41 protein-coding genes are annotated in these 26,761 nt (G+C 52.9%); 6 read left to right on the plus strand and 35 right to left on the minus strand.

Annotated elements, in window-relative coordinates; genetic code table 11:
- Positions 1 to 6 precede the first annotated feature (6 nt).
- The 20 genes from rpiB to Q4544_RS12605 all read right to left on the minus strand — a co-directional run bounded on the left by rpiB (position 7) and on the right by Q4544_RS12605 (position 9,188).
- Positions 7 to 456: a ribose 5-phosphate isomerase B gene (gene rpiB / locus Q4544_RS12510; RefSeq protein ID WP_303506761.1), complete on the minus strand. Its 450-nt coding sequence runs from the start codon at positions 454 to 456 to the stop codon at positions 7 to 9.
- Between the two features lie 169 nt (positions 457 to 625).
- The gene (locus tag Q4544_RS12515; RefSeq protein ID WP_303506762.1) at positions 626 to 841 is read right to left on the minus strand and encodes a DUF1127 domain-containing protein; all 216 of its coding nucleotides are present in this window, start codon (positions 839 to 841) and stop codon (positions 626 to 628) included.
- Between the two features lie 197 nt (positions 842 to 1,038).
- Complete coding sequence (locus tag Q4544_RS12520; protein WP_303506763.1) at positions 1,039 to 1,254, minus strand: DUF1127 domain-containing protein; 216 nt, start codon at positions 1,252 to 1,254, stop codon at positions 1,039 to 1,041.
- A 155-nt stretch (positions 1,255 to 1,409) separates the two neighbouring features.
- Positions 1,410 to 2,171, minus strand: coding sequence for an anti-sigma factor (locus tag Q4544_RS12525; RefSeq protein ID WP_303506764.1), 762 nt, complete (start codon positions 2,169 to 2,171; stop codon positions 1,410 to 1,412).
- The gene (locus Q4544_RS12530; RefSeq protein ID WP_303506765.1) at positions 2,168 to 2,671 is read right to left on the minus strand and encodes an RNA polymerase sigma factor; all 504 of its coding nucleotides are present in this window, start codon (positions 2,669 to 2,671) and stop codon (positions 2,168 to 2,170) included. Before Q4544_RS12530 ends, Q4544_RS12525 begins: the two co-directional genes overlap by 4 nt.
- Positions 2,672 to 2,742: 71 nt before the next feature.
- Complete coding sequence (locus Q4544_RS12535) at positions 2,743 to 3,120, minus strand: hypothetical protein (RefSeq protein WP_303506766.1); 378 nt, start codon at positions 3,118 to 3,120, stop codon at positions 2,743 to 2,745.
- Between the two features lie 151 nt (positions 3,121 to 3,271).
- On the minus strand, positions 3,272 to 3,460 hold the full coding sequence (rpmD, locus tag Q4544_RS12540) for a 50S ribosomal protein L30 (protein WP_303506768.1): 189 nt from the start codon (positions 3,458 to 3,460) through the stop codon (positions 3,272 to 3,274).
- A gap of 14 nt (positions 3,461 to 3,474) precedes the next feature.
- Positions 3,475 to 4,050, minus strand: coding sequence for a 30S ribosomal protein S5 (gene rpsE, locus Q4544_RS12545; protein WP_303506769.1), 576 nt, complete (start codon positions 4,048 to 4,050; stop codon positions 3,475 to 3,477).
- A gap of 135 nt (positions 4,051 to 4,185) precedes the next feature.
- Complete coding sequence (gene rplR, locus Q4544_RS12550) at positions 4,186 to 4,545, minus strand: 50S ribosomal protein L18 (protein WP_303506770.1); 360 nt, start codon at positions 4,543 to 4,545, stop codon at positions 4,186 to 4,188.
- 11 nt (positions 4,546 to 4,556) lie between these two features.
- Positions 4,557 to 5,090, minus strand: coding sequence for a 50S ribosomal protein L6 (gene rplF / locus Q4544_RS12555; RefSeq protein ID WP_303506771.1), 534 nt, complete (start codon positions 5,088 to 5,090; stop codon positions 4,557 to 4,559).
- Between the two features lie 10 nt (positions 5,091 to 5,100).
- A complete protein-coding gene (gene rpsH, locus Q4544_RS12560; protein WP_303506773.1) occupies positions 5,101 to 5,493 on the minus strand; it encodes a 30S ribosomal protein S8 in 393 nt (130 codons plus the stop codon).
- A 13-nt stretch (positions 5,494 to 5,506) separates the two neighbouring features.
- Positions 5,507 to 5,812: a 30S ribosomal protein S14 gene (gene rpsN, locus Q4544_RS12565; protein WP_303506774.1), complete on the minus strand. Its 306-nt coding sequence runs from the start codon at positions 5,810 to 5,812 to the stop codon at positions 5,507 to 5,509.
- 17 nt (positions 5,813 to 5,829) lie between these two features.
- The gene (gene rplE, locus Q4544_RS12570) at positions 5,830 to 6,390 is read right to left on the minus strand and encodes a 50S ribosomal protein L5 (protein ID WP_303506775.1); all 561 of its coding nucleotides are present in this window, start codon (positions 6,388 to 6,390) and stop codon (positions 5,830 to 5,832) included.
- Positions 6,383 to 6,694 carry a 50S ribosomal protein L24 gene (rplX, locus tag Q4544_RS12575; protein WP_303506776.1) on the minus strand — a complete coding sequence of 104 codons (312 nt, stop codon included), beginning with the start codon at positions 6,692 to 6,694 and terminating at the stop codon, positions 6,383 to 6,385. The genes rplE and rplX overlap by 8 nt, the downstream gene beginning before the upstream one ends.
- Position 6,695: 1 nt before the next feature.
- Positions 6,696 to 7,064, minus strand: a complete 369-nt coding sequence (rplN, locus tag Q4544_RS12580; RefSeq protein WP_035248467.1) for a 50S ribosomal protein L14 — start codon at positions 7,062 to 7,064, stop codon at positions 6,696 to 6,698.
- Between the two features lie 90 nt (positions 7,065 to 7,154).
- Entirely contained in the window at positions 7,155 to 7,385 is a 231-nt protein-coding gene (rpsQ, locus tag Q4544_RS12585) for a 30S ribosomal protein S17 (RefSeq protein ID WP_303506778.1), read from the minus strand.
- 13 nt (positions 7,386 to 7,398) lie between these two features.
- Entirely contained in the window at positions 7,399 to 7,599 is a 201-nt protein-coding gene (gene rpmC / locus Q4544_RS12590) for a 50S ribosomal protein L29 (protein WP_303506779.1), read from the minus strand.
- Positions 7,600 to 7,800: 201 nt separating this feature from the next.
- On the minus strand, positions 7,801 to 8,484 hold the full coding sequence (locus tag Q4544_RS12595) for an HTTM domain-containing protein (RefSeq protein WP_303506780.1): 684 nt from the start codon (positions 8,482 to 8,484) through the stop codon (positions 7,801 to 7,803).
- Positions 8,481 to 8,900 carry a hypothetical protein gene (locus tag Q4544_RS12600; protein ID WP_303506781.1) on the minus strand — a complete coding sequence of 140 codons (420 nt, stop codon included), beginning with the start codon at positions 8,898 to 8,900 and terminating at the stop codon, positions 8,481 to 8,483. Before Q4544_RS12600 ends, Q4544_RS12595 begins: the two co-directional genes overlap by 4 nt.
- Before the next feature lie 72 nt (positions 8,901 to 8,972).
- The gene (locus tag Q4544_RS12605) at positions 8,973 to 9,188 is read right to left on the minus strand and encodes a DUF6552 family protein (protein WP_303506782.1); all 216 of its coding nucleotides are present in this window, start codon (positions 9,186 to 9,188) and stop codon (positions 8,973 to 8,975) included.
- A gap of 130 nt (positions 9,189 to 9,318) precedes the next feature.
- Here Q4544_RS12605 and Q4544_RS12610 point away from each other — a divergent pair, with 130 nt between their 5' ends.
- The 3 genes from Q4544_RS12610 (at position 9,319) to Q4544_RS12620 (ending at position 12,099) form a co-directional block, all read left to right on the plus strand.
- The gene (locus tag Q4544_RS12610; RefSeq protein ID WP_303506783.1) at positions 9,319 to 9,939 is read left to right on the plus strand and encodes a 2OG-Fe(II) oxygenase family protein; all 621 of its coding nucleotides are present in this window, start codon (positions 9,319 to 9,321) and stop codon (positions 9,937 to 9,939) included.
- Between the two features lie 193 nt (positions 9,940 to 10,132).
- Complete coding sequence (locus tag Q4544_RS12615) at positions 10,133 to 10,771, plus strand: hypothetical protein (protein ID WP_303506784.1); 639 nt, start codon at positions 10,133 to 10,135, stop codon at positions 10,769 to 10,771.
- Between the two features lie 35 nt (positions 10,772 to 10,806).
- Positions 10,807 to 12,099: a porin family protein gene (locus Q4544_RS12620; protein WP_303506785.1), complete on the plus strand. Its 1,293-nt coding sequence runs from the start codon at positions 10,807 to 10,809 to the stop codon at positions 12,097 to 12,099.
- A 98-nt stretch (positions 12,100 to 12,197) separates the two neighbouring features.
- On the opposite strand, the gene rplP is transcribed toward Q4544_RS12620, so the two are convergent.
- From rplP to rpsJ, 10 genes are all read right to left on the minus strand, one after another.
- On the minus strand, positions 12,198 to 12,611 hold the full coding sequence (gene rplP / locus Q4544_RS12625; protein WP_303506786.1) for a 50S ribosomal protein L16: 414 nt from the start codon (positions 12,609 to 12,611) through the stop codon (positions 12,198 to 12,200).
- 14 nt (positions 12,612 to 12,625) lie between these two features.
- Positions 12,626 to 13,333 (minus strand): 30S ribosomal protein S3, encoded by a 708-nt coding sequence (gene rpsC, locus Q4544_RS12630; RefSeq protein WP_303506787.1) that lies wholly within the window; start codon positions 13,331 to 13,333, stop codon positions 12,626 to 12,628.
- Complete coding sequence (gene rplV, locus Q4544_RS12635; RefSeq protein ID WP_303506788.1) at positions 13,333 to 13,713, minus strand: 50S ribosomal protein L22; 381 nt, start codon at positions 13,711 to 13,713, stop codon at positions 13,333 to 13,335. The genes rpsC and rplV overlap by 1 nt, the downstream gene beginning before the upstream one ends.
- 3 nt (positions 13,714 to 13,716) lie before the next feature.
- A complete protein-coding gene (gene rpsS / locus Q4544_RS12640) occupies positions 13,717 to 13,995 on the minus strand; it encodes a 30S ribosomal protein S19 (RefSeq protein WP_303506789.1) in 279 nt (92 codons plus the stop codon).
- Positions 13,996 to 13,998: 3 nt separating this feature from the next.
- Entirely contained in the window at positions 13,999 to 14,841 is an 843-nt protein-coding gene (rplB, locus tag Q4544_RS12645) for a 50S ribosomal protein L2 (protein WP_303506791.1), read from the minus strand.
- 214 nt (positions 14,842 to 15,055) lie between these two features.
- Positions 15,056 to 15,859 (minus strand): alpha/beta hydrolase, encoded by an 804-nt coding sequence (locus tag Q4544_RS12650; RefSeq protein ID WP_303506794.1) that lies wholly within the window; start codon positions 15,857 to 15,859, stop codon positions 15,056 to 15,058.
- Positions 15,860 to 15,966: 107 nt separating this feature from the next.
- Positions 15,967 to 16,263 carry a 50S ribosomal protein L23 gene (locus Q4544_RS12655; protein ID WP_303506795.1) on the minus strand — a complete coding sequence of 99 codons (297 nt, stop codon included), beginning with the start codon at positions 16,261 to 16,263 and terminating at the stop codon, positions 15,967 to 15,969.
- Positions 16,260 to 16,877: a 50S ribosomal protein L4 gene (rplD, locus tag Q4544_RS12660; RefSeq protein ID WP_303506796.1), complete on the minus strand. Its 618-nt coding sequence runs from the start codon at positions 16,875 to 16,877 to the stop codon at positions 16,260 to 16,262. The genes Q4544_RS12655 and rplD overlap by 4 nt, the downstream gene beginning before the upstream one ends.
- On the minus strand, positions 16,874 to 17,599 hold the full coding sequence (rplC, locus tag Q4544_RS12665; protein WP_303506797.1) for a 50S ribosomal protein L3: 726 nt from the start codon (positions 17,597 to 17,599) through the stop codon (positions 16,874 to 16,876). Before rplC ends, rplD begins: the two co-directional genes overlap by 4 nt.
- Before the next feature lie 12 nt (positions 17,600 to 17,611).
- Positions 17,612 to 17,920, minus strand: coding sequence for a 30S ribosomal protein S10 (gene rpsJ / locus Q4544_RS12670; RefSeq protein ID WP_271844305.1), 309 nt, complete (start codon positions 17,918 to 17,920; stop codon positions 17,612 to 17,614).
- Positions 17,921 to 18,644: 724 nt separating this feature from the next.
- Between rpsJ and Q4544_RS12675 the strand changes: the two genes are divergently transcribed.
- Entirely contained in the window at positions 18,645 to 19,031 is a 387-nt protein-coding gene (locus tag Q4544_RS12675; protein WP_303506815.1) for a hypothetical protein, read from the plus strand.
- A gap of 348 nt (positions 19,032 to 19,379) precedes the next feature.
- Here Q4544_RS12675 and tuf read toward each other — a convergent pair whose 3' ends face one another.
- Together tuf and Q4544_RS12685 are read right to left on the minus strand one after the other, a co-directional pair.
- Positions 19,380 to 20,555, minus strand: coding sequence for an elongation factor Tu (gene tuf / locus Q4544_RS12680; RefSeq protein WP_303504043.1), 1,176 nt, complete (start codon positions 20,553 to 20,555; stop codon positions 19,380 to 19,382).
- A gap of 158 nt (positions 20,556 to 20,713) precedes the next feature.
- Positions 20,714 to 21,301, minus strand: coding sequence for a hypothetical protein (locus Q4544_RS12685; RefSeq protein WP_303506817.1), 588 nt, complete (start codon positions 21,299 to 21,301; stop codon positions 20,714 to 20,716).
- A 231-nt stretch (positions 21,302 to 21,532) separates the two neighbouring features.
- Here Q4544_RS12685 and Q4544_RS12690 point away from each other — a divergent pair, with 231 nt between their 5' ends.
- Positions 21,533 to 21,901, plus strand: coding sequence for a VOC family protein (locus Q4544_RS12690; RefSeq protein ID WP_303506819.1), 369 nt, complete (start codon positions 21,533 to 21,535; stop codon positions 21,899 to 21,901).
- A 47-nt stretch (positions 21,902 to 21,948) separates the two neighbouring features.
- Here the strand turns inward: Q4544_RS12690 and Q4544_RS12695 are convergent, their stop codons facing one another.
- Positions 21,949 to 22,656, minus strand: a complete 708-nt coding sequence (locus Q4544_RS12695; RefSeq protein WP_303506821.1) for a hypothetical protein — start codon at positions 22,654 to 22,656, stop codon at positions 21,949 to 21,951.
- Positions 22,657 to 22,805: 149 nt separating this feature from the next.
- Between Q4544_RS12695 and Q4544_RS12700 the strand changes: the two genes are divergently transcribed.
- Positions 22,806 to 24,161, plus strand: a complete 1,356-nt coding sequence (locus Q4544_RS12700) for a cytochrome P450 (RefSeq protein ID WP_303506824.1) — start codon at positions 22,806 to 22,808, stop codon at positions 24,159 to 24,161.
- Here the strand turns inward: Q4544_RS12700 and Q4544_RS12705 are convergent.
- Together Q4544_RS12705 and Q4544_RS12710 are read right to left on the minus strand one after the other, a co-directional pair.
- Entirely contained in the window at positions 24,158 to 25,297 is a 1,140-nt protein-coding gene (locus Q4544_RS12705) for a M48 family metallopeptidase (protein WP_303506826.1), read from the minus strand. The two genes, Q4544_RS12700 and Q4544_RS12705, sit on opposite strands and share 4 nt — an antisense overlap.
- Positions 25,294 to 26,613 (minus strand): DUF898 family protein, encoded by a 1,320-nt coding sequence (locus Q4544_RS12710; protein WP_303506828.1) that lies wholly within the window; start codon positions 26,611 to 26,613, stop codon positions 25,294 to 25,296. The genes Q4544_RS12705 and Q4544_RS12710 overlap by 4 nt, the downstream gene beginning before the upstream one ends.
- Positions 26,614 to 26,761 lie beyond the last annotated feature (148 nt).

Consider the following 26,761-nt stretch of genomic DNA (forward strand, 5'->3'; position numbering starts at 1 on the left):
TAGGACTTAGGCTTCTAGCGCTTCGATCATTTCAACGCGAGTGCCGTGGCGCCCGCCTTCGAATTCAGCAATCAAGAATGCGTCAACGATTGTAAGAGCCAGCTCTTCACCAACAACACGCGCGCCGATGGACAGCATGTTGGCATTGTTGTGCTGACGGATCATGGATGCGGACAGTGGTTCCGAGCAAACACCGCAACGCACGCCTTTGACTTTGTTGGCAGCCATCATGATGCCCTGCCCTGTGCCACACAGAATGATACCAAACTGGCAATCACCAGATGCAACAAGTTCAGCCGCCGCCGCGCCGTGCTTTGGGTAATGGGTGCTTTCAGGAGTGGTTGGGCCGATATCGACCGCTTCCCAGCCTTTTGCCGTGATATAGTCGGCAATGGTCTGTCTAAGCTGAATGGCCGCGTGGTCGCTAGAGAGCGCGATGCGCTTGTTGTCTGTCATGGGAAATTGTCCGAGTCGCTTGAGGGATTTGGCCGCGTTAGACCAGTTGCGCAGGGGTTCGTCAATTTTCCTGTGTGACGCCCCCTGACTTCCACATCAAAGCGCCTAGAAATGCAAAACACCCCCGGATGGCCAGAGGCGTTACTCAGTTTAAAAAGCTAAAGCGTATTTACTGACCGTAAACATGTGCCTGAGCGATGTCGCGAAGATCGTAGCGGTTCATACCAAGGTCTTCTAAGTCGCGATTGGTCAGAGCATTCAGCTCTTTGTATGTCGCGATATAGGCCACGCGCTTTGTGCGGTTGGATTTGAATTCTTCGTAAGCCGCGCGAATGCGGGTCGTTAGACCGAAGCCCAGTGTTGGCGTGCTGATTGCATGTGCCATGTGTCATTTCCTATTCAATCAAACTGGGACGTATTTCCCAGCAAAGTTTCTGTTCATTTCGATAGTGAAAAGATAAGCGGTTTGTTTGCGCTAACAAGATTACAATTGCGCAGATCCGCCATGCGTTTGACGAAAGGCTCAAACGCAAAACGCCCCCGATCCATCGGAGGCGTTCGTCATTCGAATGGTCTTTGGACTTATTTGCCGTAGACGTTCTCGCGTGCAAGGTCTTTGATTGCCCAGCGAGAAATACCCAGATCTTCCAACTCGCGTTGGGACAAGTTGTTCAGCTCGTTACATGTTGCATTGTATTTTGCGCGCAGCGCCAATGCTGCTTTGAATTCTGTGAACAGGCCACGGATGCGATCAGCCAAAGTCACGTGGGCGTAGTTTGTGTTCAATACGGTTGCCATATTGCAAATCCTTTGAGAGATGCTGAAACGTATTTTTCAGCGGTTGTTGTTGTCTCCTCGTGATTTGAAATTAGCCACTCTCGTTATCGCTAACAATGCCCGTTTCGGAAGAGCTGTTATGCACTTGCAGCATGGCTAAATTCTTGATTTGCTGCTTAAATAAGCGTGTCGTGAACTTTCGCGGCGATCGGCGAAAGCTTTTCCCGTTCTAGCGGGGCTACGACGAAGAAAACCCACGGTCCGTCCTGCCAACGCACGGTTGTCAGGTCGTCATCCTCTAGGAATCGCAGCGATGTGCGCGCCTCTGCTGCGGTGCGGGCCATATACACTGTGACCCTTTCGCCTTGGGCATCCTCGTACATGTACTGCGCAGCGGCCTGCCCGCCAGAGGGCAACAAACGACCGCCAATAAAGGTCAGACCGTGGTCATCCAATTGCGGCACGATCATCTTTCGGCCCATGCGCTTTTCAAGCCATGTTTCCAGATGTTCGGTTTCGTCCGGGCCGACCTCTACCGCATGGCGCATCTCGACCGTGAAGAGGCGGTGTGCCGATGTAGCGTCCATCGTGGCCTGCACAATCAAGATTTGGGCTGAATCATCGGTCTGACGCAATTCATTCAGGCCAAAGCCCCCTGCCCCGCCGAGCATAAACACCAACGCAAGGCCCGCGACTTTGCGCATTGGCCAGCGTGGTTCAGTCGGGCGGTTGGCGGCCATCAAGCCATCCATGTGGCTTTCAGACGGCATTGGCACCATGGATTGCACCAAGTCGTCGGTCGCCGTCCAATTAGCGGCACGTTCTGCTACGCTTGGATCATTCTCTAGCAGCTCTTCGAAAGCGGCGCGTTCTTCGGAAGTCATTTCGCCATCCAGATAGGCGCTCATCCGTTCTTCGATTGTTTTGAAGTCGGTCATGTCACGCTCCTTAGTCCAGAGGCTTGGGAATTCGCTGTTTCGTTTAGTTTGGTGCGCGCACGTGCAACGCGGGAGAGGACGGTGCCAATCGGGACACTCAGCACGTCAGAGACCTCGGCGTAGCTTAGGCCACCAAACGCGACAAGCTCTAACGCTTGGCGTTGGCTTTCGGGCAGTGCCTGCATCCGGTTCACAACGGCGGCCAATTCATTACGATCCTCAACCGTTGTATCCACGGTCGCACCGGCATGATCGTTTACAAAGGGAACCTCTGCAAGTCGTGCGCGGCTGCGGTATCGATCACGAAAAAGGTTCAGAAGAATTTTCATAAGCCACGGACGCAGGGGCTGTGTTTCATCCCACATCGCCTTTTTGCGCAGCGCACGCTCAATACAATCCTGCACCAAGTCATCAGCTTGCGCCCGATCTTGGGTCAGAGAAAACGCATAGCGCCATAAGTGGGGCAAAGCATCTTTGAGTTGGGCCGTGAACCGGGGCATCTGATCTTTCGCATTGTGTCAAAGAGATAATGCACGGGCTGGCGCCAGGAGACCAGCCCGCGATGCAAGTGTTAGGGCTTTGCGATATGCCAAACACCTTGCACGCCGTCGCCAGTTGTTTGGCCTGGCTTTTTATCTTGGATCCAGAGGTAAAGCGGCTGATCTTTGTAAGCGATTTGCATGTCGCCATTCTTGCGCTCAATGGCTGTAAAACCATCCGGCAATTCCGCACCTTCTTTTGCCATCAATGGTGGCCATGCTTTGGCACAACCGCCGTAACAGTTAGATGTGCCAGCAGCGTCTTTATCAAAGGTATACAGCGTCATATCTGCGGCGTCGGTGAAATAGCCAGCGTCAGAGGTTTTAACGGCGGCACCGTGACCAGCGGCATAGGCTGAACATGCTGTCAGTGTGGCGGCTGCGGTCGCGATAATCAAAAAACGGGTCATTGGGTTTGCTCCTAAATGTCGGGCCCTTTCGAAGGGCTGGTATGAGACATACGAAGCAAGTTCGGGGTTTATTCCCGAGTTTCGAAGTTTTTTATAAAAAAACGCCCCCGGAAAACCGAGGGCGTTTCTAAATCTTAATCGAAAGAGGCGATTAGCCTTTTTCTTCGATGATCTTAACCATGTGTGGGATCTTGTTGATCATGCCACGTACGGAAGGTGTATCTTCCAGTTCACGAGTTTTGTTCATCTTGTTCAGACCCAAACCGATCAGCGTTGCGCGCTGGTCTTGTGGGCGACGGATCGGGGAACCGATCTGCTTAACTACGATAGTTTTAGCCATGATTCAGTCTCCTCTTACGCGTCTGCGTCTGCTGGTGCAGCGGCAGGTGCTTCGTCCTTACGAAGGATTTCAGCAACTTTTTTGCCACGACGTGCGGCTACCTGACGTGGGCTAGACTCTTTGGTCAGGCCGTCCAGGGTTGCGCGGATCATGTTGTATGGGTTCTGAGAACCGATAGACTTAGATACAACGTCTTTTACGCCAAGCATTTCGAATACGGCACGCATCGGACCACCGGCAATAATACCAGTACCTTCAGGTGCTGTACGCATAACGACTTTACCAGCGCCATGACGACCATTTACGTCGTGGTGCAGGGTACGGCCTTCACGCAGAGGCACGCGAACCATTTGACGTTTCGCTTGCTCAGTCGCCTTGCGGATCGCCTCAGGTACTTCTTTCGCTTTACCTTTGCCGAAGCCAACACGACCTTTTTGGTCACCAACAACAACAAGTGCTGCAAAACCAAAGCGCTTACCACCTTTTACGGTTTTAGATACGCGGTTGATCGCAACCAAGCGGTCTGCGAATTCTGGTGTTTCGTCTTCGCGGTTACGACCGCGGCCACGACGATTTTCACGTTCTGCCATTTGGCATTCCTTCAATTTCTGGCGCTAAGCGCCTTTGTCCAATCCTAGTGAGCGAAACCGCCCCCGGATCATCGGGGCATCCCAAAAGACACCCACAAATAGAAATAGCGCCCCCCGTAAAGGGGGCGCCAATAATCAGACTTTCAAACCTGCTTCACGCGCAGCTTCGGCCAAGGCCTTTACTTTGCCGTGGAAGAGGCGGCCGCCGCGATCGAAATACGCTACGGAGTGACCAGCTTTGACTGCGCGCTCGGCGATAGCCGTGCCCACTTTTGTCGCTGCTTCGATGTTGTTCTTGCCAACAACGCCCAGATCTTTTTCCAAGGAGGAAGCGGATACTAGGGTTACACCGTTTACATCGTCGATCAGCTGAGCGCTGATGTTTTTGTTCGAGCGGTTCACGGACAAGCGCAGCTTGCCAGTGTTTACCTTGCGAAGTTTGTTCCGGACGCGCAGGCGGCGCTTGAGGAACAGTTCCCGTGTGCTGTTTGCCATTACTCTGGTCCTTACTTCTTCTTACCTTCCTTGCGGAAGATATACTCGTCTTTGTATTTGATACCCTTGCCTTTATAAGGCTCAGGCTTACGCCATTCGCGGATGTTTGCCGCGACTTGACCAACGAGTTGTGCATCAGTGCCTTCGATAACGATCTCAGTAGGCTTAGGTGCGGTGACCGTCACGCCTGCTGGAACTTCGAAGTTAACGTCATGTGACAGGCCTAGGGCCAGTTTCAGAACATTGCCCTGCATTTGTGCACGGTAACCAACACCAACGATCTCAAGCTCTTTTTTGAAGCCTGTGGTCACGCCGGTGACGAGGTTTTGTACAACTGTGCGGGACATGCCCCACTGCTGACGAGCGCGTTTGGATTTGCCGCGAGGCGTAATCGAAACAACGTTATCTTCAACAGTTAGTGTCACATCGTCGGTTGCGGTGAAGGAATGAGTCGCTTTCGGACCCTTAACTTCGATGGTCTGGCCGGAGACAGAGGCAGTTACGCCGCTGGGCAGCTCGACCGGTTTCTTACCAATACGAGACATTCTAAGCTCCTTAGAAGACCGTGCAAAGTACTTCGCCACCAACATTGTTGGCACGAGCATTTGCATCCGACATCACACCTTTAGGGGTGGAGACAATCGACACACCCAGGCCCTGACGGACGACTGGAATGTCATTGACGCTCATGTAAACGCGACGGCCAGGTTTAGAAACCCGCTTCACTTCGCGAATGACAGGAGTGCCTTCGTAGTATTTTAGGCTAATTTCGATTGCCGGGTGGCCATCGGAACCAGTCGTTTTTTCGTAGCCACGGATGTAACCTTCGTCAGTCAGTACATCCAGAACCCACGCACGCAGTTTAGATGCAGGCGAAGACACTGTGGACTTGCCGCGCATTTGACCGTTGCGGATACGGGTCAGCATATCGCCGATAGGATCGTTCATTTTCTAACCCTCCTTACCAGCTTGACTTAACCATGCCGGGGATTTGGCCATTCGAGCCAAGTTCCCGCAGCGCGATCCGGCTAACCTTAAGCTTACGGTAGTAAGCATGAGGACGACCGGTCAGTTGGCAACGGTTGTGCAGACGTGTTGCCGAGCTGTTGCGCGGCAGTTTTGCAAGCTTCAGGCGAGCAGTGAAACGCTCTTCCATTGTCTTGCTTTCGTCGTTTGCGATTTCTTTAAGCTCGGCACGTTTGGCAGCGTATTTTGCAACCAACGCTTCGCGCTTTTTCTCGCGTGCGATCATAGATTTTTTAGCCATGATATCCTCTCCCGCGCTTAAGCGTTGAACGGCATGTTGAAGTGCTTCAACAGGCTTTTCGCTTCGGCGTCGTTATCGGCGGTTGTCGTAATTACGATGTCCATGCCCCAGTTTTCGTCAACTTTATCAAAGTCGATTTCTGGGAATACGATGTGCTCTTTCAAGCCAGTGGCAAAGTTGCCGCGGCCATCAAAGCTCGGCTTCACGCCACGGAAGTCACGAATACGTGGCATCGCAATGGTGATCAGACGATCTAGGAATTCGAACATACGGTCGCCACGAAGAGTAACTTTGGCACCCATTGGCATGCCTTCGCGAACGCGGAAGCCAGCAATAGAGTTTTTCGCCACAGTTGTCATAGCTTTTTGACCAGCGATCAAAGTTAGGTCTGCTTGCGCGGACTTCGCTTTTTTGCTGTCTTTAACCGCTGCGCGACCACAACCGATGTTCAGAACGATTTTTTCGAGTGCAGGGATCTGCATGTCGTTCTTGTAACCAAACTCTTCTTTCAGAGCGGCACGGATGGAATCTTTGTACAGCGCTTTTAGACGCGGAGTGTAGTCAGCATTATCAAGCATCGATCACATCTCCTGTAGTCTTTGCAAAACGAACTTTTTTGTCGCCTTCGATTTTGAAGCCAACGCGTGTTGCTTTACCGTTTGCATCCAAGAATGCCAGGTTGCTCAACTGGATCGGCATTGCCTTAGGCACGCGACCACCTTGGTCAGTCTGGGATTGCTTGGTGTGGCGGATGGCCATGTTAACGCCGTCTACCACTGCTTTACCGGCTTTAGGATCAACAGAAGCGATAACGCCCTCTTTACCCTTGTCTTTGCCAGCAAGTACGACAACTTTGTCGCCTTTTTTCAACTTAGCAGCCATCTTACAGCACCTCCGGCGCGAGTGAGATGATTTTCATGAAGTTCTTTGCGCGCAGTTCACGAACAACTGGGCCAAAGATACGTGTACCCACTGGCTCACCTGCGTTGTTCAGGATCACTGCAGCGTTGCGATCAAAGCGGATCGCTGTACCGTCTTCACGGCGAACTTCTTTAGCGGTGCGTACAACAACGGCCTTACGGACGTCGCCTTTTTTAACGCGACCACGTGGGATAGCTTCTTTAACCGAGACGACGATAACGTCACCTACGGAAGCGTACTTACGCTTAGAGCCACCCAGAACCTTGATGCACTGAACTCGGCGAGCGCCAGAGTTGTCAGCAACATCCAGGTTTGTTTGCATCTGGATCATTTGGTTTCTCCCGACCTTTGGGAACTGACGATGCGTGTCAGCTATGTTCCCAGGGTTTCGACTTTGTTAAGTCGTCCGGGAAGCTTAGATTTAAGCTTCCAGAACTTCCCAACGTTTCGTTTTCGACTTTGGTGCGCACTCAATGATTTTGACTTTGTCACCAACGTTGAAAGCATTCTGCTCATCGTGAGCCCGGTACTTTTTGGACTTACGGATGGTTTTCTTTAGAACTGGGTGTGTAAAGCGACGCTCTACAGATACAGTTACGGTCTGTTCGTTTGCGTTGCTTGTTACAACGCCGCTCAGGATACGCTTAGGCATGTCTCAAAGCTCCTTATTCTGCGGCTTGCGCGGCTTTTTCGTTCAAAATGGTTTTCACGCGGGCAGCGTTACGGCGAGCCGCTTTGATGCCTGAAGTGTTTTCCATTTGACCGGTAGCCTGTTGAAAGCGCAGGTTGAAGCTTTCTTTTTTCAGGTTTGCGAGTTCGTCGCGGAGCTCTTCCGCAGACTTCTCACGAAGTTCATTGGCGTTCATGCGCCTTTTCCTTTCTCAAAACACCAGAAGGCCCCGAACGGTATGCTTAGGGTCACCTTTTAATCTGGTGGAAGACATTCACACACACGAATCCCGTCGCCGGGAATCCGTGAGATACGCGTCTATAGGTGGGGCATGCTTCTAGGGCAAGCGAAAGATTCAATTTTCTCGCAAAAAACGCAATAAAACTTAGGCTATTCGTTATCCGCCAAACACCCGATCCTGAAACCAAATCAGGCTCGGGTATGCACAGAGCCAAATCCAGAAAAAGCGGTTCAATCCGAACAGGCAGGCATTCGCCAGATGGAAAGTCGCCGCGATGGCCATTCCGATCCATAGGGCAACTGGGTGCAGTAAGGCCAAGGGGAAGATCACCTCGAACCCCATCACACTCCAGCTCATCAGCCATAGCAACCGTGGGCGCGCGGCCCAGCTGCGCAGGCTCTCAGAGACTGGATAGGCCGAAAAGCGGAACACATCGACCAGCGCTCTGCCTGAGCGCCACTCGGGGTTCACGATTTTCACATAGCCCGACACGAAATAGGACAGCACCAGTTGCACCGCCAAATAGGCCATCGCCAACTCCTGCCACTGCCCCGGAGGCGCAAGGTGCGCCGCCATCAGGCAGGTGGTGATCAGCATCGTCATTTTATCCGCGCCGCCATTATATGGCCCGTTGAAGCGATGCAGATAGACCAAGCCGGTCAACCAAAGCGTCACAACCGCCCCGTCGCTATGCCAACCGGTTAACATCCAAAGACACGCAAGGATGCGCACGCCAAACAGCGCGCGGTCGCGACCTCCTAGGAAATGCTCGACTGATTGCTGTAGAACGGCCAAGGCCAGCATGATTTCGGTCAGGCGAATGATGGCGTCCAAACTCATAGCGTCACCTCGGCCAAGGACACCGGAGTGCTTTCATACAAGACCTCACCCACGATCTGATCCCCTTCGGGCACGAGGAACATTAGGCGAAACTGCAAGTCTCCTGCCTGCCCTACTAGTCGTTCCGCGATCATCCGGTTCAACTCGCCTACCGAATGATCCACAACGCCGGACACCAGCCGCTCGGATAAGGACACCATATACAGCTGCGTATTACGTTCAGGGTTCCAGACCATACGCCGCGCCATCTGGCCAAGCGACACCCGTTCGGGGATTGGATGGCTTTCTTGCCACGCCCCCTCTTTTCCTTGGACAATTAAGCGATACTCCACCCGAGGCGACGGGCCAACGGTTTTGAAAAAGCGCCAACTGGGAAAGAGCACAGGCAAAAGCAAAGACACGGTTTTTAACAACATGCTTCACATGTAGCCGGTGCGGTTTTCAAAAAGGTTTCTGAAATGCGAAAATCAACGAACTGCGGAATTTTGTCAGGAATTCAAGTAGCCCGCCGTCAGCGAGATAAACGCGCCGACATGCACCAGCATAATGGCGCGGTCTTTCCACATGACGCCAACCGCGAACCACAGAAGAATGCCGATGATGAAAAAGAAAACGTTCCATGGAACAATGTTCAAACCTGTCAGCCCATAGCCCACCAACTGAATAGCCGTAGCAATCCACTTAACGATGTCGACGGTTTTCATACGCTTCCCCTTTGGCACAGAGGACGATGTTAACTGAATTTCAATCGCGCTCATCCAAAAAAACGCCAGATCATTCGTTATTTTCGCCACAAGGCTCGCGCTTTGGAAACGGCTCAGCTAACACAGGATTATGTCCCAGATTGAATCGCTCTTCGTGACCCGCCTGTATCGTGCTGCTTTGTCAGAATTCGGCCCCGCTGTTGATGCGGCCGAGATGGAAAACTCTTGCCTTGTGATTGCGCAAGATGATGAGGCCGGCCAGGAATGGTGTGAAGAACACGATTTTCCGGGCTACACCTCTTATGCGTCTTTGACGGACCTGCCGTGGCGCTTTCCGATCTTTGCTGATCTGGTAAAGTCATTGGATGAACACGTCGCGGCTTTTGCCAAAGATTTGGATTTCAATCTTGATGGCCGCAAATTGGTTCTCGAAGATCTGTGGATCAACATCCTGCCCGAAGGCGGCAGCCATTCGGCCCATATCCATCCGCATTCAGTGATCAGCGGCACAACCTACGTCGCGATGCCTGAAGGCGCGAGTGCGCTCAAGCTCGAGGACCCACGCCACGCAATGATGATGGCCGCCCCACCCCGTATCAAAGACGCCCGCCGCGAGATGCAGAACTTTATCTACGTCAAACCAGATGTGGGTGACGTGCTGCTTTGGGAAAGCTGGCTACGCCACGAAGTTCCTATGAACATGTCTGAAGACGACCGGATTTCGGTGAGCTTTAATTACCGGTGGGAATAGCGCCGCCTGGGATTTGGTGAGCGCTCCTTGCCCAGCGTAGTTCTTTCAGCACATATTGCTTACCAAAATCTGACACGGAATACGTGTTTCGGAAATGAAACAGTACCGCATTTCATGCAGCTTCATCTTGCCATTCAGAGTGTATTAACGAATAAGAAGCGCATTCGAAGCCAAGCACAAATTTAGGTACAATATGAAACTAGTTCCCCTAACTGTCATTCTCTCTCTGCCTATTTTGGGTGCATGTGGCCCAACCGGCTTCGCATCCTCAGCAACTGCATCGCGAGTTGCGCCAGCCTCAGGCGGAACGGTCAATCTAAGCCTTAGCAGTGAATCTAACCGTTCTGTTAGCCGTGCAGGCGTTGGTACAGTTGCTTACGTTTCTGGTACCGACGTAGACCGTGGCCAAATCGTCGCCGCAGCAGGAATTTCTGGCACACCAAATGTCGGAGCGGCTCGCACCTCTGGCAGCGGCACCTACACAACGCGATATCAATATGTCGTGGTCGACAATATCACCAGAACAGATACGCTGATCTCTGGAACGCGCGGCGAGGAAGCGGGTACAATGAGCTTGGCTGCCGATTTCGATGCTGGCACACTAACTGGCTCCACAAGTGAGTTAACCGTGAACGGTACAATTTCAGGCTCCGATGTCGGCGGCAACGTAACTGCAAACTACTCGGGTAGCGTTTTGGGCGGCGGCACAATTTCAGGCAGCGTTAATGGAGAGCTAGCAGGTGATATTGGAACAAACGGCGTAATCGCCACGTTCCATGGATCTGATAATAATACAGTCATGGCAGGAGGGCTTGTAGGGTCTGCAGATTAAGTCGCCCCACTAGGCTAAATAATCATGGCATTTGAATGAAACATAAATCCCTTCGATTGACCTTAACAGCCATGGCATTCGCCATGGCTGTTCCCGTTTTTGCCTCTGAAGAAAGCCCTACGTTAGAAAGCCGTCTAGCAAGCCTAATCAACGTTGGACAGATTGATGAGGCACGCTCACTTCTCGAGACGTCCCCTCATGAAAAGGCAGATCGCCTATTACTCGAAGGACGTATTCACAAGGTTGAAGGGCGCTTCGCGCTTGCCTCCGACATACTAGAAAAGGCACTTCGTTTACGTCCATCGGATATTACCATCCGCAGAGAGCTAGCGCATACGCAATACCTGACTGGACAACTCGGTCGGGCGAAATTTCATTTAGAGCGCCTACAGCGAGATGACTCCTCGCCCATACTACAAAAAAGTTATGCAGGGTTTCTTACAAAAATTTACCAAGAACGCCCGCTTTCATTCCAGGCAAATATTACACTTGAACCCTCAACGAATCTTACCAGAGGCACATCGGCAACTGTGCTGGCAACAGCCGGAGCGGATATAGCGATTTCAGAAGAATCGAGATCTCAATCAGGTGTGGGACTACAGGTTGGTCTTGGTGCAAACTACAACGCATTTGCCTCGCCAAATCAGCGCCTCAGCTTCGGTCTGGAAGTTCGCGAATTGCGGTACAGTGTTAAGAATGATCTGGGGTATACAGGCACGGAGATCAGTCTACGATACGACCTACGACAGGGCCGCACACGGCTAAGCCTTCAGCCATACATGCGCCTCCAAGACCGGAACGATGGCCTGCGCACGACATCGCAGGGGTTACGTCTGAATTCAGATTTCACGCTGTCTAAGCGAAGCCTATTGCTTGCAGAAACAAGCGTGGAACACCAGAAGTTTCGCGATGCATCTCAAAGGAATGGCTGGTCTGCATCCGGTAATCTAGGCGTGAAATTTCAAGCAACGAAACGCACACGCATGACATTCGGTATCGCATTAGAAAGCAACAAAACGAATTTACCGCATCATCGTTACAGCGGAACCGGGATTTTTGCGTCTATCGACAGCTCTCTTTCAACAGGCTTGAACCTGTCCGCGAAGCTCAGTTTGGGCCAGCGCGATTTTAGCGACGAGTTCCCTTTACTTGGATACGCAAGACACGACGAGTTTGCGCAAGTGACGGTTAGCGCTTGGAGTCCGCGCTGGCACATTGTGGGCTTCAGCCCGACTGTTAGCTGTAGCCACGTAATCAATACATCCAATGTTACCCTATACGACTACCAAGCAACCGGATGCCAAATCGGATTCTCCCGGAACTTTTAGTCAGCTGCGTCTTTACTCAAAACAAAAAAGCCCCCGCCGCATTCGCGCCGGGGGCTTTCATTATTTCGTAGGGTGCGCGGTTAAGCGCACCGAAACGTTTACCAGTCTTCGCGAACAACAACGCGGGTTTTCACCGGCAGTTTCATCGCAGCCAAACGTAGCGCTTCACGTGCGATATCTTCGGCAACGCCGTCGATTTCAAACATGATGCGACCAGGCTTAACTTTGCAGGCCCAATAATCCACGGAACCTTTACCTTTACCCATACGAACTTCGACAGGCTTAGAGGTAACAGGCAGATCCGGGAAAATACGGATCCAAACACGACCCTGACGTTTCATGTGACGAGTCATCGCACGACGAGCCGCCTCAATCTGACGTGCAGTGACACGTTCTGGCTGAAGTGATTTCAGACCAAAGGAACCGAAGTTCAGAGTGGAGCCACCCTTTGCATCGCCTTTGATCCGGCCTTTGTGGGCCTTACGAAATTTAGTACGCTTTGGTTGAAGCATCTTTCAGTTCTCCCTTAGCGACGACCGCCGGCACCACGAGGTGCAGGGCCATCTTGTACTTCTTGGGACTTACGGTCACGCGCTTGTGGATCGTGTTCCATGATCTCGCCTTTGAAGATCCAGGTTTTGATCCCGATGATGCCATAAGCAGTCATCGCTTCGGAGTGAGCGTAATCGATGTCGGCACGCAGAGTATGCAAAGGCACACGACCTTCACGATACCATTCTGTACGCGCGATTTCTGCACCACCCAGACGGCCAGCTACGTTTACCTTGATACCCAAGGCACCCATACGCATAGCGTTCTGTACGGCACGTTTCATCGCACGACGGAAAGAAACACGGCGTTCTAGCTGCTGAGCGATAGACTCGCCAACCAGCTGAGCGTCGAGCTCTGGCTTACGTACTTCAACAATGTTCAAGTGCAGCTCGGAGTCAGTCATCGAAGCAATTTTCTTGCGCAGAACTTCAATGTCTGCACCTTTTTTGCCGATGATAACACCAGGACGTGCTGTGTGGATTGTGACGCGGCACTTTTTGTGCGGACGTTCAATGATCACACGAGCAATACCAGCTTGCTTGCACTCTTTTTTGATGAATTCACGGATTTTAATGTCTTCAAGCAGAAGATCACCGAAGTCCTTGGATTCCGCATACCAGCGGCTGTCCCAAGTACGGTTGATCTGCAGGCGCATGCCGATTGGATTGACCTTATGTCCCATTACGCTTGCTCCTCAACTTGACGCACCTTGATGGTGATCTCCGAGAACGGTTTGATGATTTTGCCGAAACGACCACGGGCACGAGGACGACCGCGTTTCATGATCAGGTTCTTACCAACATAGGCCTCTGCAACGATCAACTCGTCAACGTCGAGGTTGTGGTTGTTTTCAGCATTGGCGATTGCGGACTGAAGGCATTTCTTCACGTCTGCAGCAACACGCTTGTTGGAGAAAGTCAGCTCAGTCAGAGCCTTTTCAACTTTCTTGCCACGGATCAAGCCTGCGACCAAGTTCAGCTTTTGCGGGGAGGTACGGAGCATGCGCAGTTTTGCCATTGCTTCGTTGTCTGCCACGCGGCGGGGATTCTTTGCCTTGCCCATGACTTACTTCCGTTTCGCTTTTTTGTCAGCAGCGTGACCGTAATAGGTACGAGTCGGGGAGTATTCACCGAACTTCTGACCAATCATGTCTTCTGTGACGTTTACAGGAACGTGTTTTTGACCGTTGTACACACCAAATGTCAGTCCAACGAACTGAGGTAGGATAGTGGAACGACGAGACCAAATCTTGATCACTTCGCTACGACCCGATTCACGAGCAGCTTCTGCCTTCTTGAGGACATAAGAGTCAACAAAAGGGCCTTTCCATACAGAGCGAGACATAGATTAACGTCCCTTCTTCTTGGCGTGACGCGAGCGGATAATAAGCTTTTGCGACGCTTTGTTCTTGTTGCGTGTACGTGCACCTTTAGTCGGCTTACCCCAAGGAGTAACCGGGTGACGACCACCAGATGTACGACCTTCACCACCACCGTGTGGGTGATCGACCGGGTTCATAACAACACCACGAACAGACGGGCGAACGCCTTTGTGACGCATACGACCGGCTTTACCGTAGTTCTGGTTCGAGTTGTCTGGGTTAGAAACCGCACCAACAGTTGCCAAGCATTCCTGACGGACCATGCGCAATTCGCCAGAAGAAAGGCGGATCTGAGCGTAGCCACCGTCACGACCAACGAACTGAGCATATGTACCAGCCGCACGAGCGATTTGACCGCCTTTGCCTGGTTTCAGTTCAATGTTGTGAATGATGGTACCGATTGGCATGCCAGAGAACGGCATAGCGTTACCTGGTTTGATGTCGGCTTTGGCAGAAGCAATAACTTGGTCGCCAACAGCCATACGCTGTGCCGCCAAGATGTACGCTTGCTCGCCATCTTCATATTTGATCAATGCGATGAACGCGGTACGGTTCGGGTCATATTCGATCCGCTCTACGGTTGCCGCGACATCAAATTTGTTACGTTTGAAATCTACGATCCGGTACAGACGCTTTGCGCCACCGCCACGACGACGTGATGTGATCCGTCCGGTGTTGTTCCGGCCGCCCGATTTAGTCAAACCCTCAGTGAGAGACTTGACTGGACGTCCTTTCCAAAGCTCCGAACGGTCGATCAGAACCAGCCCGCGCTGGCCCGGCGTCGTCGGTTTATACGACTTTAATGCCATGTTTACTGTCTTCCGTTTTAGCAGTGCGAGAGGGCCTTATGAGGTGCCGTTCCCGCGATGTTAGCCCCCCGAAGGTGGCCAGTATGAAGGGCCCCGAAGGTCCCGTTAGAAATAGCAAACAGCCCCAGAACGAATCTGAGGCCGATTACCACTCGCGCGGAGTAACAGGGAATGGGGATGGTGGCAATAACTCTTTGGAAATTCGCCTATCCCGCTATGGCAAACCACGCTCGCGCAACCACTGATCTACAGCATCTGTGTAATCTCCCGGCCGCCCGAGCGAAGCATTAACGCCACGATGATCCCGATCGACTGGCAGGACAGAAACCTGCGATGCCAATGCTGCGAACGCGCGGGCGGATTGACATGGCCAGGCTCGATTTGTAGCGCAGGCAAATAATAACGGAGGATCTGCTGGGTCCATGTAAGTCGATGGTGATGCAGCCCTCCAAAGGGCCTTGTCTGACCCAAAGAACCTCCGCAAGAAACCCGAAGGTGATTTCGCCATAGTCACCTCAATATCGATCACCGACGTATCGAGCATTATTGCCCCCACAGGTGCTATTGCCCCTACCCGCTCCAACAATGCCTGACGCGTTGCGACGAGCGAAGCAATATGCCCCCCGGAAGAATGCCCCATCAGGATTACGCGATCCTTATCACCACCCCATTCGTGCGCATTCTTTTGGACATAAGCCAACGCCGCCGCGAAATCTTCGGCCTGATCCAACTGATCAGCCTCCGGTAAAAGACGCGTACGCGCCGACACGAATATGTACCCTTTGGGCAACCAATGTTTTGCTTTCGCAAACCAAACATCGGGCCATCGCTTACTACCCGATGACCATGATCCGCCATGAAGCATCAAAATGATCGGCGCATTTTCGGCATTTGGCATCGAATAGACATCAAGCCTGTGTGACGGGCTTTCGCCGTAAGCATGCTCATCAACAATGACAAACCAAGCAAGCACAATCAAACCAAGAAGCGCAGCGATGAAATAGAGAAAGCGGATCATTCAAATACATACCAAAAAACTTCAGCTCTGCTCATAGAACACCAAAACCCAACAAAAAAGGCCCCCGCAAATGCGAGGGCCTTCTTCAATTCATAAAACCTTACGACTTACAGTCCGGTGGACACGTCGATTGTGTTGCCCTCTTCAAGCATCACGTAAGCTTTTTTGACATCCTTACGGCGGCCGATTGTGCCTTTGAACCGTTTGGTTTTGCCTTTGGTGATTGTCGTGTTAACCGCTTTAACCTTTACACCGAACAAAGCTTCAACAGCTTGTTTGATCTGTGGTTTGTTGCTGTCGATTGCCACTTCAAAAACAACCGCACCGTTTTCAGATGCCATAGTCGCTTTTTCAGTGATGATCGGCTTGCGGATCACGTCGTAGTATTCAGCCTTCGCGCTCATTTCAGTCGAGCCTCCAGTGCTTCGATACCTGCTTTTGTGATCACGAGTGTGTCACGCTTCAGGATATCATAGACGTTTGCGCCCATCGTTGGCAGGATATCCAAACCTTCGATGTTGCGAGCTGCTTTCAAGAAGTCCTGATTGGCTTCCGCACCGTCGATGACCAGCGCACGTTTCCAGCCCAGGTTCTTAACCTGTTTCGCCAGAGCAGATGTCTTGCCTTCAGACGCTGCATCTTCAATCACAACCAGTTCGCCAGCTTTCGCTTTAGCGGACAGTGCGTGACGTAGACCCAGTTTACGGAACTTCTTAGGTAGCTCGTGGCCGTGGCTGCGAACAACTGGACCTTTGTAGATACCACCACCGCGGAAGATCGGCGCGTTACGGTCACCGTGACGAGCGCCACCGGTACCTTTTTGGCGATAGATCTTCTTAGTAGAGTAAGAAGTTTCAGAACGTGTTTTCGTCTTGTGCGTACCCGCTTGCGCGTTGTTACGCTGCCAACGAACGACACGGTGCAGGATGTCTGCACGCGGCTCTAGACCGAACAGGTCTTCGGACAGTTCAACGGAACCGGCTTTGCCGCCGTCAAGTTTGATCACGTCAAGTTTCATGCTTCACCACCTTCCGCAGGTGCTTCTGTCGCAGGTGCTTCAGCTGCAGCGGATTTAAGACCAGCTGGGAACGGAACGTTCTCAGGCAGTTTCTTTTTCACGGCGTCCTTAACAGTCACCCAACCACCTTTGGAGCCAGGTACGGCGCCTTTGATGAAGACCAAGCCACGATCGGCGTCAGTTTTCACAACTTCAAGGTTTTGAGTTGTCACGCGAACAGCACCCATGTGACCGGCCATCTTCTTACCTTTGAAGACGCGACCAGGGTTTTGACACTGACCTGTAGAACCGTGTGAACGGTGAGAGATCGAAACACCGTGAGACGCACGCAGACCGCCAAAGTTGTGGCGCTTCATCGCACCGGCAAAACCTTTACCGATAGATGTGCCCGCAACGTCAACTTTCTGACCTTCAACAAAGTGCTCTGCAGAGATTTCTGCACCGACTTCGATCAGGTTAGCTTCTTCGACGCGGAATTCCGCAACCTTGCGCTTTGGCGCAACGTTTGCTGCCGCAAAGTGACCGCGCATCGCTTGGGATGTACGCTTTGCTTTAGCTGCACCGGCACCCAGCTGAACCGCTGTGTAACCGTCTTTTTCAGAAGTACGCTGAGCAACGACTTGTAGCTCATCGAGGTGAAGAACAGTAACAGGGATCTGTTTGCCGTCTTCCATGAACAAGCGGGTCATGCCCACTTTTTTAGCGATAATACCAGAACGCATCATTAAGACCCCTTAAACTGAGATCTGAACGTCAACGCCAGCCGCCAGGTCGAGCTTCATCAGCGCGTCCACAGTCTGTGGTGTTGGGTTTACGATGTCGAGCAGACGCTTGTGCGTACGGATCTCGAACTGGTCACGAGATTTCTTGTCAACGTGTGGACCACGTAGAACTGTGAATTTCTCGATTTTGTTTGGCATAGGGATCGGGCCACGTACGTCAGCGCCGGTGCGCTTTGCAGTGTTTACGATTTCCTGAGTGCTGGCGTCCAACACACGGTAATCGAATGCCTTGAGCCGAATGCGAATATTTTGGCTTTGCATATTCAATTGCCTTCTTAGGCTTAGAATTGAGAGGTCGAGGTCACATCATTGCGCCCCCACTTCGAATCCCACATGGGCCAAAACGAATCTCAGCCCACCATTCACAAGGTGTGAATTGGTGCGACGTACACGGGAAACGCCTATGTGGCAAGGGGGTTTCGGCCAATTCAGCCGGGTTCACACGGGAACCACAAGACCTAGGGTTTTATACCACAGATTCCCCCCAATGTACGAGCATGACAAGAGGGCGATTCCAACCGTTCGGCGGCTTTGGGGGATGTTAAGAGGTCATCATGGCGAATCCACGAGGCCCACTTGGGACGGTGGGGTAACGATTGAGTCATCTGGAAATTCGTACGTTTGGAGGGGTGAAACGTACGATTCGAGGATTGGAGGAATTGGAGGGCAACAGTCTCAAGCGACCCAAATGCAAAATCAAAGATTTTGCAGCGCCCGAACCGCCCCCACGGGGCGGGCGCTTTGCGCCCTTCCCTCGGTTCGTGCGCGGCGTTAATCTGTTTTCGCACTTTTTAGGACTTATGGTTTGCTCGATCTGAACCTCTTTGAAGACAAATTTTGCCGGCCGCCAGCACTGAAACCCATTGGATATGGCGGACTCTCCGTGGAGGCCTTCAACGCGTAGCTAGAACGCAACCAATCGGCAGTTGGACACCTACCAGCAGAACTTCTTGAACAATGGGTTTACCGTCACTGGTCTGGAACAGTGGCAGGATTTATCCCTCTCGAAGATTTAAGTGCACAAGTGGAGTTATGGACTCCGTCCAGTTTTTTAGAAAATGTCGCAACGATTCGTGATATGGAAGAAATGGATCCTGTTTTTGACTACGAGGTATTTCAAGGCAGAGAAGTAGGTTCAAAACTTCCTACAGCCATCGCTCTTGACGAAGGAGCTTGGGACTACGCACCGATAGTTATGCCTGTGCGGGGTGGAGTGAGAGATTCACTTGGTGAGTTGAAACGCAGGCCCTATTTTCTGGTAGAGGGACATCAACGACGCAGATACCTAAACGCTCTAATCTCTCAAGGACGAGAGTTAAGCCATCAAAGAGTGCTGGTTCTGAAAAGCCCAACAATCGCAAATTTCTCATAAATCAGAGGCTTTTTCGAAGAGCCACCCTTCTTTCCATGCCAGCGAATGTGGCTGAGCCTGCTTGCGCTGCCGAAAGAGGACACCGTTCCGTAAACTCGTTTTGGCGGGCTGAAGCCCGCCCTACGGATCGTCTGATGGTGCGCATGAATGCGCACCCTACAATGCAAAAGGGCGCCCCGAGGGGCGCCCTTTCGTAAGTCTGTCGATGGCGGGGTGAAACCCCACCCTACCGATCTTACTCAGTGATTTTGGAAACATCTTTGATTGTGCGTCTCGGGATCACAGAGTTCATACAAAAAGGGCCGCTCGAATGAGCGGCCCTTTCCGTCTGATCATCAACAGAGTTGATTACTCAGTGATCTTTGACACAACACCGGAACCAACGGTGCGGCCGCCTTCGCGGATCGCGAAGCGGAGGCCTTGCTCCATCGCGATTGGTGCGATCAGCTCAACGTCGAATTTCAGGTTGTCGCCTGGCATAACCATTTCTGTGCCTGATGGCAGAACAACAGTACCGGTGACGTCAGTTGTACGGAAGTAGAACTGTGGACGGTAGTTCGCGAAGAATGGTGTGTGACGACCGCCTTCTTCTTTTGTCAGAATATATGCTTCTGCTTCGAACTTTGTGTGAGGCTGAACAGAACCTGGCTTACACAGAACCTGACCACGCTCAACGCCGTCACGGTCAACACCACGTAGCAATGCGCCGATGTTGTCGCCAGCTTCGCCGGAATCCAGCAGCTTGCGGAACATTTCAACACCAGTACATGTGGTTGTTGTGGTGTCACGGATACCAACGATTTCAATGCTGTCGCCAACGTTGATCACGCCACGCTCAACACGACCGGTTACAACAGTACCACGACCAGAGATCGAGAACACGTCTTCGATTGGCATCAAGAATGGCTCGTCAACCGCACGTGGTGGCTGTGGGATGTACTCGTCAACCGCTTTCATCAGCTCAGCGATTTTCTCTTTGCCGATGTTGTCGTCACGATCTTCGAGTGCTGCCAGAGCAGAACCTGCAACGATAGGAATATCGTCGCCTGGGTAGTCGTATGTGGACAGAAGCTCACGGATTTCCATTTCGACGAGCTCTAGAAGCTCTTCGTCGTCAACCTGGTCAACTTTGTTCATGAAAACAACCATGGCTGGGATACCAACCTGGCGACCCAGAAGGATGTGCTCACGTGTCTGTGGCATTGGGCCATCAGCTGCGTTCACAACCAAGATCGCGCCGTCCATCTGAGCGGCACCGGTGATCATGTTTTTCACGTAGTCGGCGTGGCCTGGGCAGTCAACGTGTGCGTAGTGACGACCTTCGGTCTCATACTCAACGTGCGCTGTGGAGATGGTGATACCACGTGCTTTTTCTTCTGGCGCGCCGTCGATTTCGTCGTACGCTTTGAAGTCACCATATTGCTTGGTGATCGCTGCTGTCAGTGTTGTTTTACCGTGGTCAACGTGGCCGATTGTGCCGATGTTGCAGTGCGGTTTGGAACGCTCAAACTTTTCCTTAGCCATCTCGAGGCGCCTTCTATGTTAGGGGGGCCTCAGATTGGCCCAATTGGTCTTCCGGGCGCGATGTATTGGGTTGCGCGCCAAAAATCAAGCATGTGTTTGCGTCAACAATCCACTCTGGGCAAAGTTGTGATCAGAGCGCACGTGTTGACGCGTAAAAATCAGCTGGATTGTGCTGGTTTCTTGTCTTTCCAGCAGTTTTTAAGCTCTTTTTCCGTCGGTTCTTCGCGCAGGCAGGCTGCGTTTTCTGCCAGCCATTTTTCGATGGCACGAGCGGCATTCAGGGTGAGCCCCTCAATTTGCTCTTCGCGAGTCTGTGTGTGACCCGATCCGATGATCAGAGATTCGCCGAGGTTTTCCAGAACGATCACCTGCTTGGGTTCTTCGTGGAACTTGGTGCCAGCCCGGTCATCCCAGACGGTTACATTCATCGCCAGCACGGATTTCGGCGTATAGACCAGCGGCACGCCACCGCGAGCCAAGACATAGGCGCCGATGTTCACACCGATATGCACCAGACGGTCGCCTTCGTAGCGACCCAGACGTTTATCAAGCTGCGCTTTGAGGGAGGCTGTTAACTCTTCGGGGGTTGCATCCCGCGAGGTTGGGCCTTTTTTCAGGTCCGGGGCCACGACGATGTTATGGCCCAGCGCGAAATCGCCCAGATCCAATTTCTCTGGGTTCGCGCCTTCTTTGGCACATCCGGCCAAGGCCACGATCAAAGCCCCAAGGGCGATCAGACGTTTCATGTGCGTTCCTTTGACAGTTTGCAGTTGCATAGCCCAAGGGAGGCCTTGGCGCAAATGATCCTAAGGTATGCACGGATTGATCCGGCAATTTCATGCTGTTGCGCCCCAAAATGTGGGATGTTAGCCTCAGGGTATGATTGCTTGATATTTCCCCTTTTGGCTTCACGACAAAAGCATTTGCTGCGTTCCCGGTTTGGGCACGCCATTCAAAACACATGCAAAGAGATATCAATGATCGGTTATATCACACTTGGGTCAAATGACCTGACCGCAGCTGCGGCCTTTTTCGACGAAATCTTCGGCAAACTGGGCGCAAAACGCGCCTATAGCTTGGACAATTTGATTGCCTATCAGACGGACCCAAAGGCCCCGATGATCGTGATCAACACCCCCTTTAACAAAGAACCTGCGACCCACGGCAATGGCAGCATGGTCGCGCTTGCGGCGACATCCGCCGAGCAGGTCGATGAGCTACACGCCTTGGCGCTGTCCCTTGGGGCAACCGACGAAGGCGCGCCGGGGTATCGAGGGGAACGGTTCTATGGGGCCTATTTCCGCGATTTAGATGGGAACAAGTTTGGGGTGTTTGTTTATATGTAAGTTGCGATTGGGAACCAACGTGAATGGCAGCAATGTTCGCCTTGCTGTCATTTCCCATGCAACGCTTCGTAAATCCCCGCTGCTAAACATAGGTCCCAATCATCGCTTGGCGCGTACCGCCATGCACCCTCTTCCCATTTTCCATTAATCCATTGCGCAAAGAAGCACCGCACAAAATCTGGTTTGTTACGGCACGGAAACCCCGACAACCTCTCCCTCGCATTGCCGGGGATTGTTGCCAGAACTAAATCTACGGTTTCTTGAGGTGCAGTCTCAAAATCATCCAAATCCCAAACGTTATGACGCACTAACCAAGGGCCAAAGTCGTCATTCCAAATAAAAGAGTTTGCGGAAGTAACTTTCATGTATCCGCATTCAACCATATCTCTACAAACGTCCTGCAAGGCAGGTTTTGTTGGGGAAACGGCCTGATGGCGCTGAAATAAATCCCTGGAATTATGAGAATGGCAAGCAAGCCCATCTAGAAGGTGATCAAGGTCAGTGCGCGTATGTGGCTCCGCAAAGACAAAGCCATCGCTCCTAACTTCTTGCACACGCCAATAGCCATCTTCGGAAACAAACATACCTATTCGCGCTAATGCGCTACAACTTATCTCATAATTACTTTGTGCCAAATCATACAAAAGTTCTGCCGAAGGCGACACATCGGTAAGATGCAACACCATCTCTCCACGCAGCCAAATAGCTACAGTTTTAAGGAGAGAGTTTTCTTTGTCAGTGAGCTGTCGGTCCACCTGATAATCCAAATCTAATAATAAAATACATCCAAATCGACACTGGTTGATCGCGCAACATTTGGCAATCAGGCACCCAATTATCATTAAAGGGCCTACACTCTATCATTCCGCCCCAAGCGCCCTAATATTACCCTTAGAGGTGTCCTATGCTTGATCGTCCTGCCCTGCCCGTTCATCCGGATTTGCACAAAGTGCCGCTTGGTCTGTTGGCCAGCCTAAAGGCGGCGCGGAATAATTTGTTGGAGATTTTGCCTTATATCGCCGTCAAACAGCCGATGGTCTCGGGCAAGACCGGCCTAAGGTGGCATATGGTTATGGACCCCGAGGCGATCCGGCGGATGTTGCTGGAGAACCTTGATAATTATCCGAAATCCAATGCCACCAAGAACCTGCTAAAACCAGCGATTGGCAATAGTATGTTTGTGGCCGAAGGGGCCGAATGGCGTTGGCAACGGCGGGCGGCGGCGCCGGTGTTTTCGCATCGGAATGTGACGGCTCTTGGTCCCGTCATGAGCCTTGCGGCGCAGGATTGTTGTGATCGTTTGGCACACGGTGGCAAGGGTGCCGTCAATATGATGGACGAAATGGTGCGCACCACCTTTGATGTGATTGCCGAGGTCACGTTTTCGGGCGAGGGCAGCTTTGATGCGGCCAGTGTGCACAATGCGATTGATGCCTATATCGCTGAGGCAGGTAAGATTTCGTTGTTGGATATGATCGGCGCGCCGGATTGGATACCGCGGCCGGGGCGATTGATGTCAGGCTCTGCTGTGCGCGACATGCGGCGGGTGGCGGATACGGCGATTACGGAACGCAAGGCGCGTGGGGCGCGGGATATTCCGGATTTACTGGACCTGTTGCTAGAGGGCGTGGACCCAGAGACCAAGCGCAGCATGAACACGGCAGAGCTGCGGGATAATCTGTTGACGTTCATTGTGGCGGGGCATGAGACAACGGCGCTGTCACTGTCTTGGGCGCTGTATTTGCTGGCCTTTGATCCGGCGATCCAAGATCGCGCGCGGGCCGAGGTGCAATCGGTTCTGCAAGGACGTGCGGCGACGGGTGAGGATGTGGCCAACCTACCCTTTGTGCGCTGCATTATTGACGAGGCTTTGCGGATGTATCCGCCGGCGGCCATTGTGTCGCGTACGGCTTTGGCGGCTGATACGCTCTGTGGCCGAGATATTCATCCGGGGGATACGGTGATGATCCCGATTTATGCGCTGCATCGGCATGAGATGTTATGGGACGATCCAGATGCCTTTCGCCCGGATCGGTTCGCGGATCGAAAGGCGATTGATCGCTATGCCTATTTGCCGTTTGGCGATGGGCCACGGATTTGTATTGGGGCGAGTTTTGCCATCCAAGAGGCGGTGATCATTCTGGCAACGCTGTTGGCGCAGTTCAAATTCCACGCGGTGCCGGGCAAAGACCCGGACCCGGTGATGATCTTAACCCTGCGCCCCGAGGGTGGGGTGTGGTTGCAGGCAGAGCCGATTTAGCGGCAGATGCCTTTGAGCGCTGTCCATTGTTGATCTGTCAGCAATGGGGTGTCGGTGAAGCCTGTGGCTGTGACCTCTGCCTGACGCGCGCTGGAGTTTGCGATGCGGTCGCCCAGTTTGGGGTGGCTTAGGAAGTGGGCCGAGGTGCCCTCGGCATCGCCGTATTTGTCTAGGAACTTCTGGAACATATCCCCTAAGGCCCCCGGTCTGACCTCTGCGTTTTCGAGCGTGGCCATCGCAAAGGTATCGGCGTTGGCTTCGGCAGCTTGGGAATATTGCGCCTCGATCAGGCGTTCAGTCAGGAAGAGCACGACGGCACCGCCAGCAAAGTCGCCGAATAGCAGGCCCAGCACACCGATGGAGCCTGCGGAGCGCAGGGCGTGGCGGGTGGGATCGCGACTGACGACGTGGCCCATTTCGTGGGCAAAGACAGCGCCAAGTTCTTCGGGGGTTTCGGCGGTGTCGATCAGGCCTTTGAAGAACACGATATGCCCGCCCGGCAAGGCAAAGGCATTGACCATCGGGTGATCCAATACGTGCACGCTGAGCGGCACAGGTAAGTTCGCCGCATCAGATAGGCGTGTTTCCATGGCTTTTAGCGCCGCGACGCCCTCGGCGTTTTCGCAGAATGGCAGCGGCTCTAGGTTTGCTTGGTTCATCGCGGTGCGGATTTGGCTGAGGGTGGTTTCCCCCAATGCCTTCTCGCCCTCGGGCGGGATGTATTCGGCCAGTTGGTCGGCCATGCGTGGCACCAGCACAAAGACGATCAAGGCCACCGAGGCCAAGGCCGCCATGGCCCAACCCAACACGCGGCCGCGTTTGACGTGGGAATTGCGGCGACTCAAGTTGGGGCAACGTTGGGCGAGACGGTGCTCATCGGTTACCAAACGCACAACAGGGTCGCCGGCCAACGCCAAGACAAGCTGCTCGCGGTCGGCTTGATCCGGTACGCGGCGGATGTCGGTCAAGGGCCAGACCTTTTGCTGGCCGCGAACTTCGATCACCAGCACTTGTTGACCCTCTTCGATGCGCAAACGGGCGGGTTGGGCCTCGGCTGTTTCGCCATCAAAATAGGTGCCGAGCGCGCCAAGGGCTGCGGGGCGTGGGCCGACGTGGATTGTCATGGTGTCACTCATATCGCAGCCCCTACGTCTAAGGCTTCGGCAAAGCCCTCTGCCTCGCCAAACTCATCGCGTGGGCGTTGGGTGATGGCATTCAGTACAGTTGGGTTTGCGATTTGAAAACTCTCGGCATAGTGGCGCATCAATGGGAAGCGGATAAAGGCGTGCATCAGGACGGACCACATCAGGAACAAGAGGAAGTACGAGCCAATTGCGATGGCTGTCATGGCGACTTGGGATAAATGCCCCATTGCGCCCAACTCTAGCCCAATCTCTGCCCCTAAGCCCACCGCTGTCGCAATCGCAACGATCGCGATCGGCACCAAAAGGATCATCGCGACGAGGCTTGCCAGCGTATATCCCCAGAAATAGATGCCGGTTACCCGCCAGAAGCGTGGCGCAAGGGATAGCTGGGCGCCGGCCAAGTGCTTGTTGGACGTCAGATAGCGCAGGCGTTTGACGTTGTAGTTGATCAACGCCAATGGCTGCCAGATCAAATAGATCACCACCAATGCAGGCAACATTTGGAACAAGGATGCCTCGGCGCGGTGGACCATATCATTTTCCAAGGCACCGGGTGTCAGCGGACCGTCCAACTGGGGAATAGAAGAGATAGCATTGGTTTCAAAATAGATCACTGCTGCGGTACATACGATAGCTGCGATCAACGGTAACCACACCCCCAACCAAGGCCGCAATAGGCCGGTCCACTTGCCGCCTTGCTCCATCGCCTCGGCACCAAAATAGGTGCGGTCTGTGATATATTTTTCTAGGTAAAACGCCTTGCGCGGCCAAAGGATGCCAAGGGTCACAATCGCCAGAAACCAATGCCACAAGGCACGACCGGCATAGCCCCAGGCCCCCGGTGCCAGCCCAAACCGAATGCCCCGCCAGCGCGTGCGCGCCAGAACGTAGCGACGAGCGCGATAGCTGGCATAGAACCACAGCGGGATCACCCCGATAAAGCTAAGGACATAGGCCGCGACATTGCCGTTAAACAGCGAAAAGCTGGCGAACATCAGCAAGAGGTTCACGACTCCGATGTAAAACGCCAGAAACACAACGGCGATCAAGAAACCCAGCAGTTTTTCCCACGGGTCACCCACGTATTCCAATGGATGGCCCATTGGGCGAAACGCAGACCAATACCAACGCCGCAGCCGTGTTTTCATCCAGAACCGGTACATGCCCAATGTCAGAACGGTTAAAAAGCCCAGCTTTAGCGCCAGCCAAAACAGCCGCCCCCGTCGCCCAGAGAACTCTGTTTCAGCGGGCGTATCTGGCGCCTCGGTCATGGACTTTGCCGCGTCCCATGGAGATATCACCTGCACGTCAGGCTCCTGTGTGATGCCAGTCGCCCAGCGCTTGATCTGAAAGTGGCAGGCACAGGGAGGCGGCTCAATACCAAAATGAATTTAATTTCAAATAGGTGGCTGTAAGCACTGGTTACAAACGAAAAACACCGCCGAGACCTTTCGG

Origin of the sequence: Cognatishimia sp. 1_MG-2023 (assembly GCF_030548175.1) — a bacterium.
Classification (GTDB): domain Bacteria; phylum Pseudomonadota; class Alphaproteobacteria; order Rhodobacterales; family Rhodobacteraceae; genus Cognatishimia.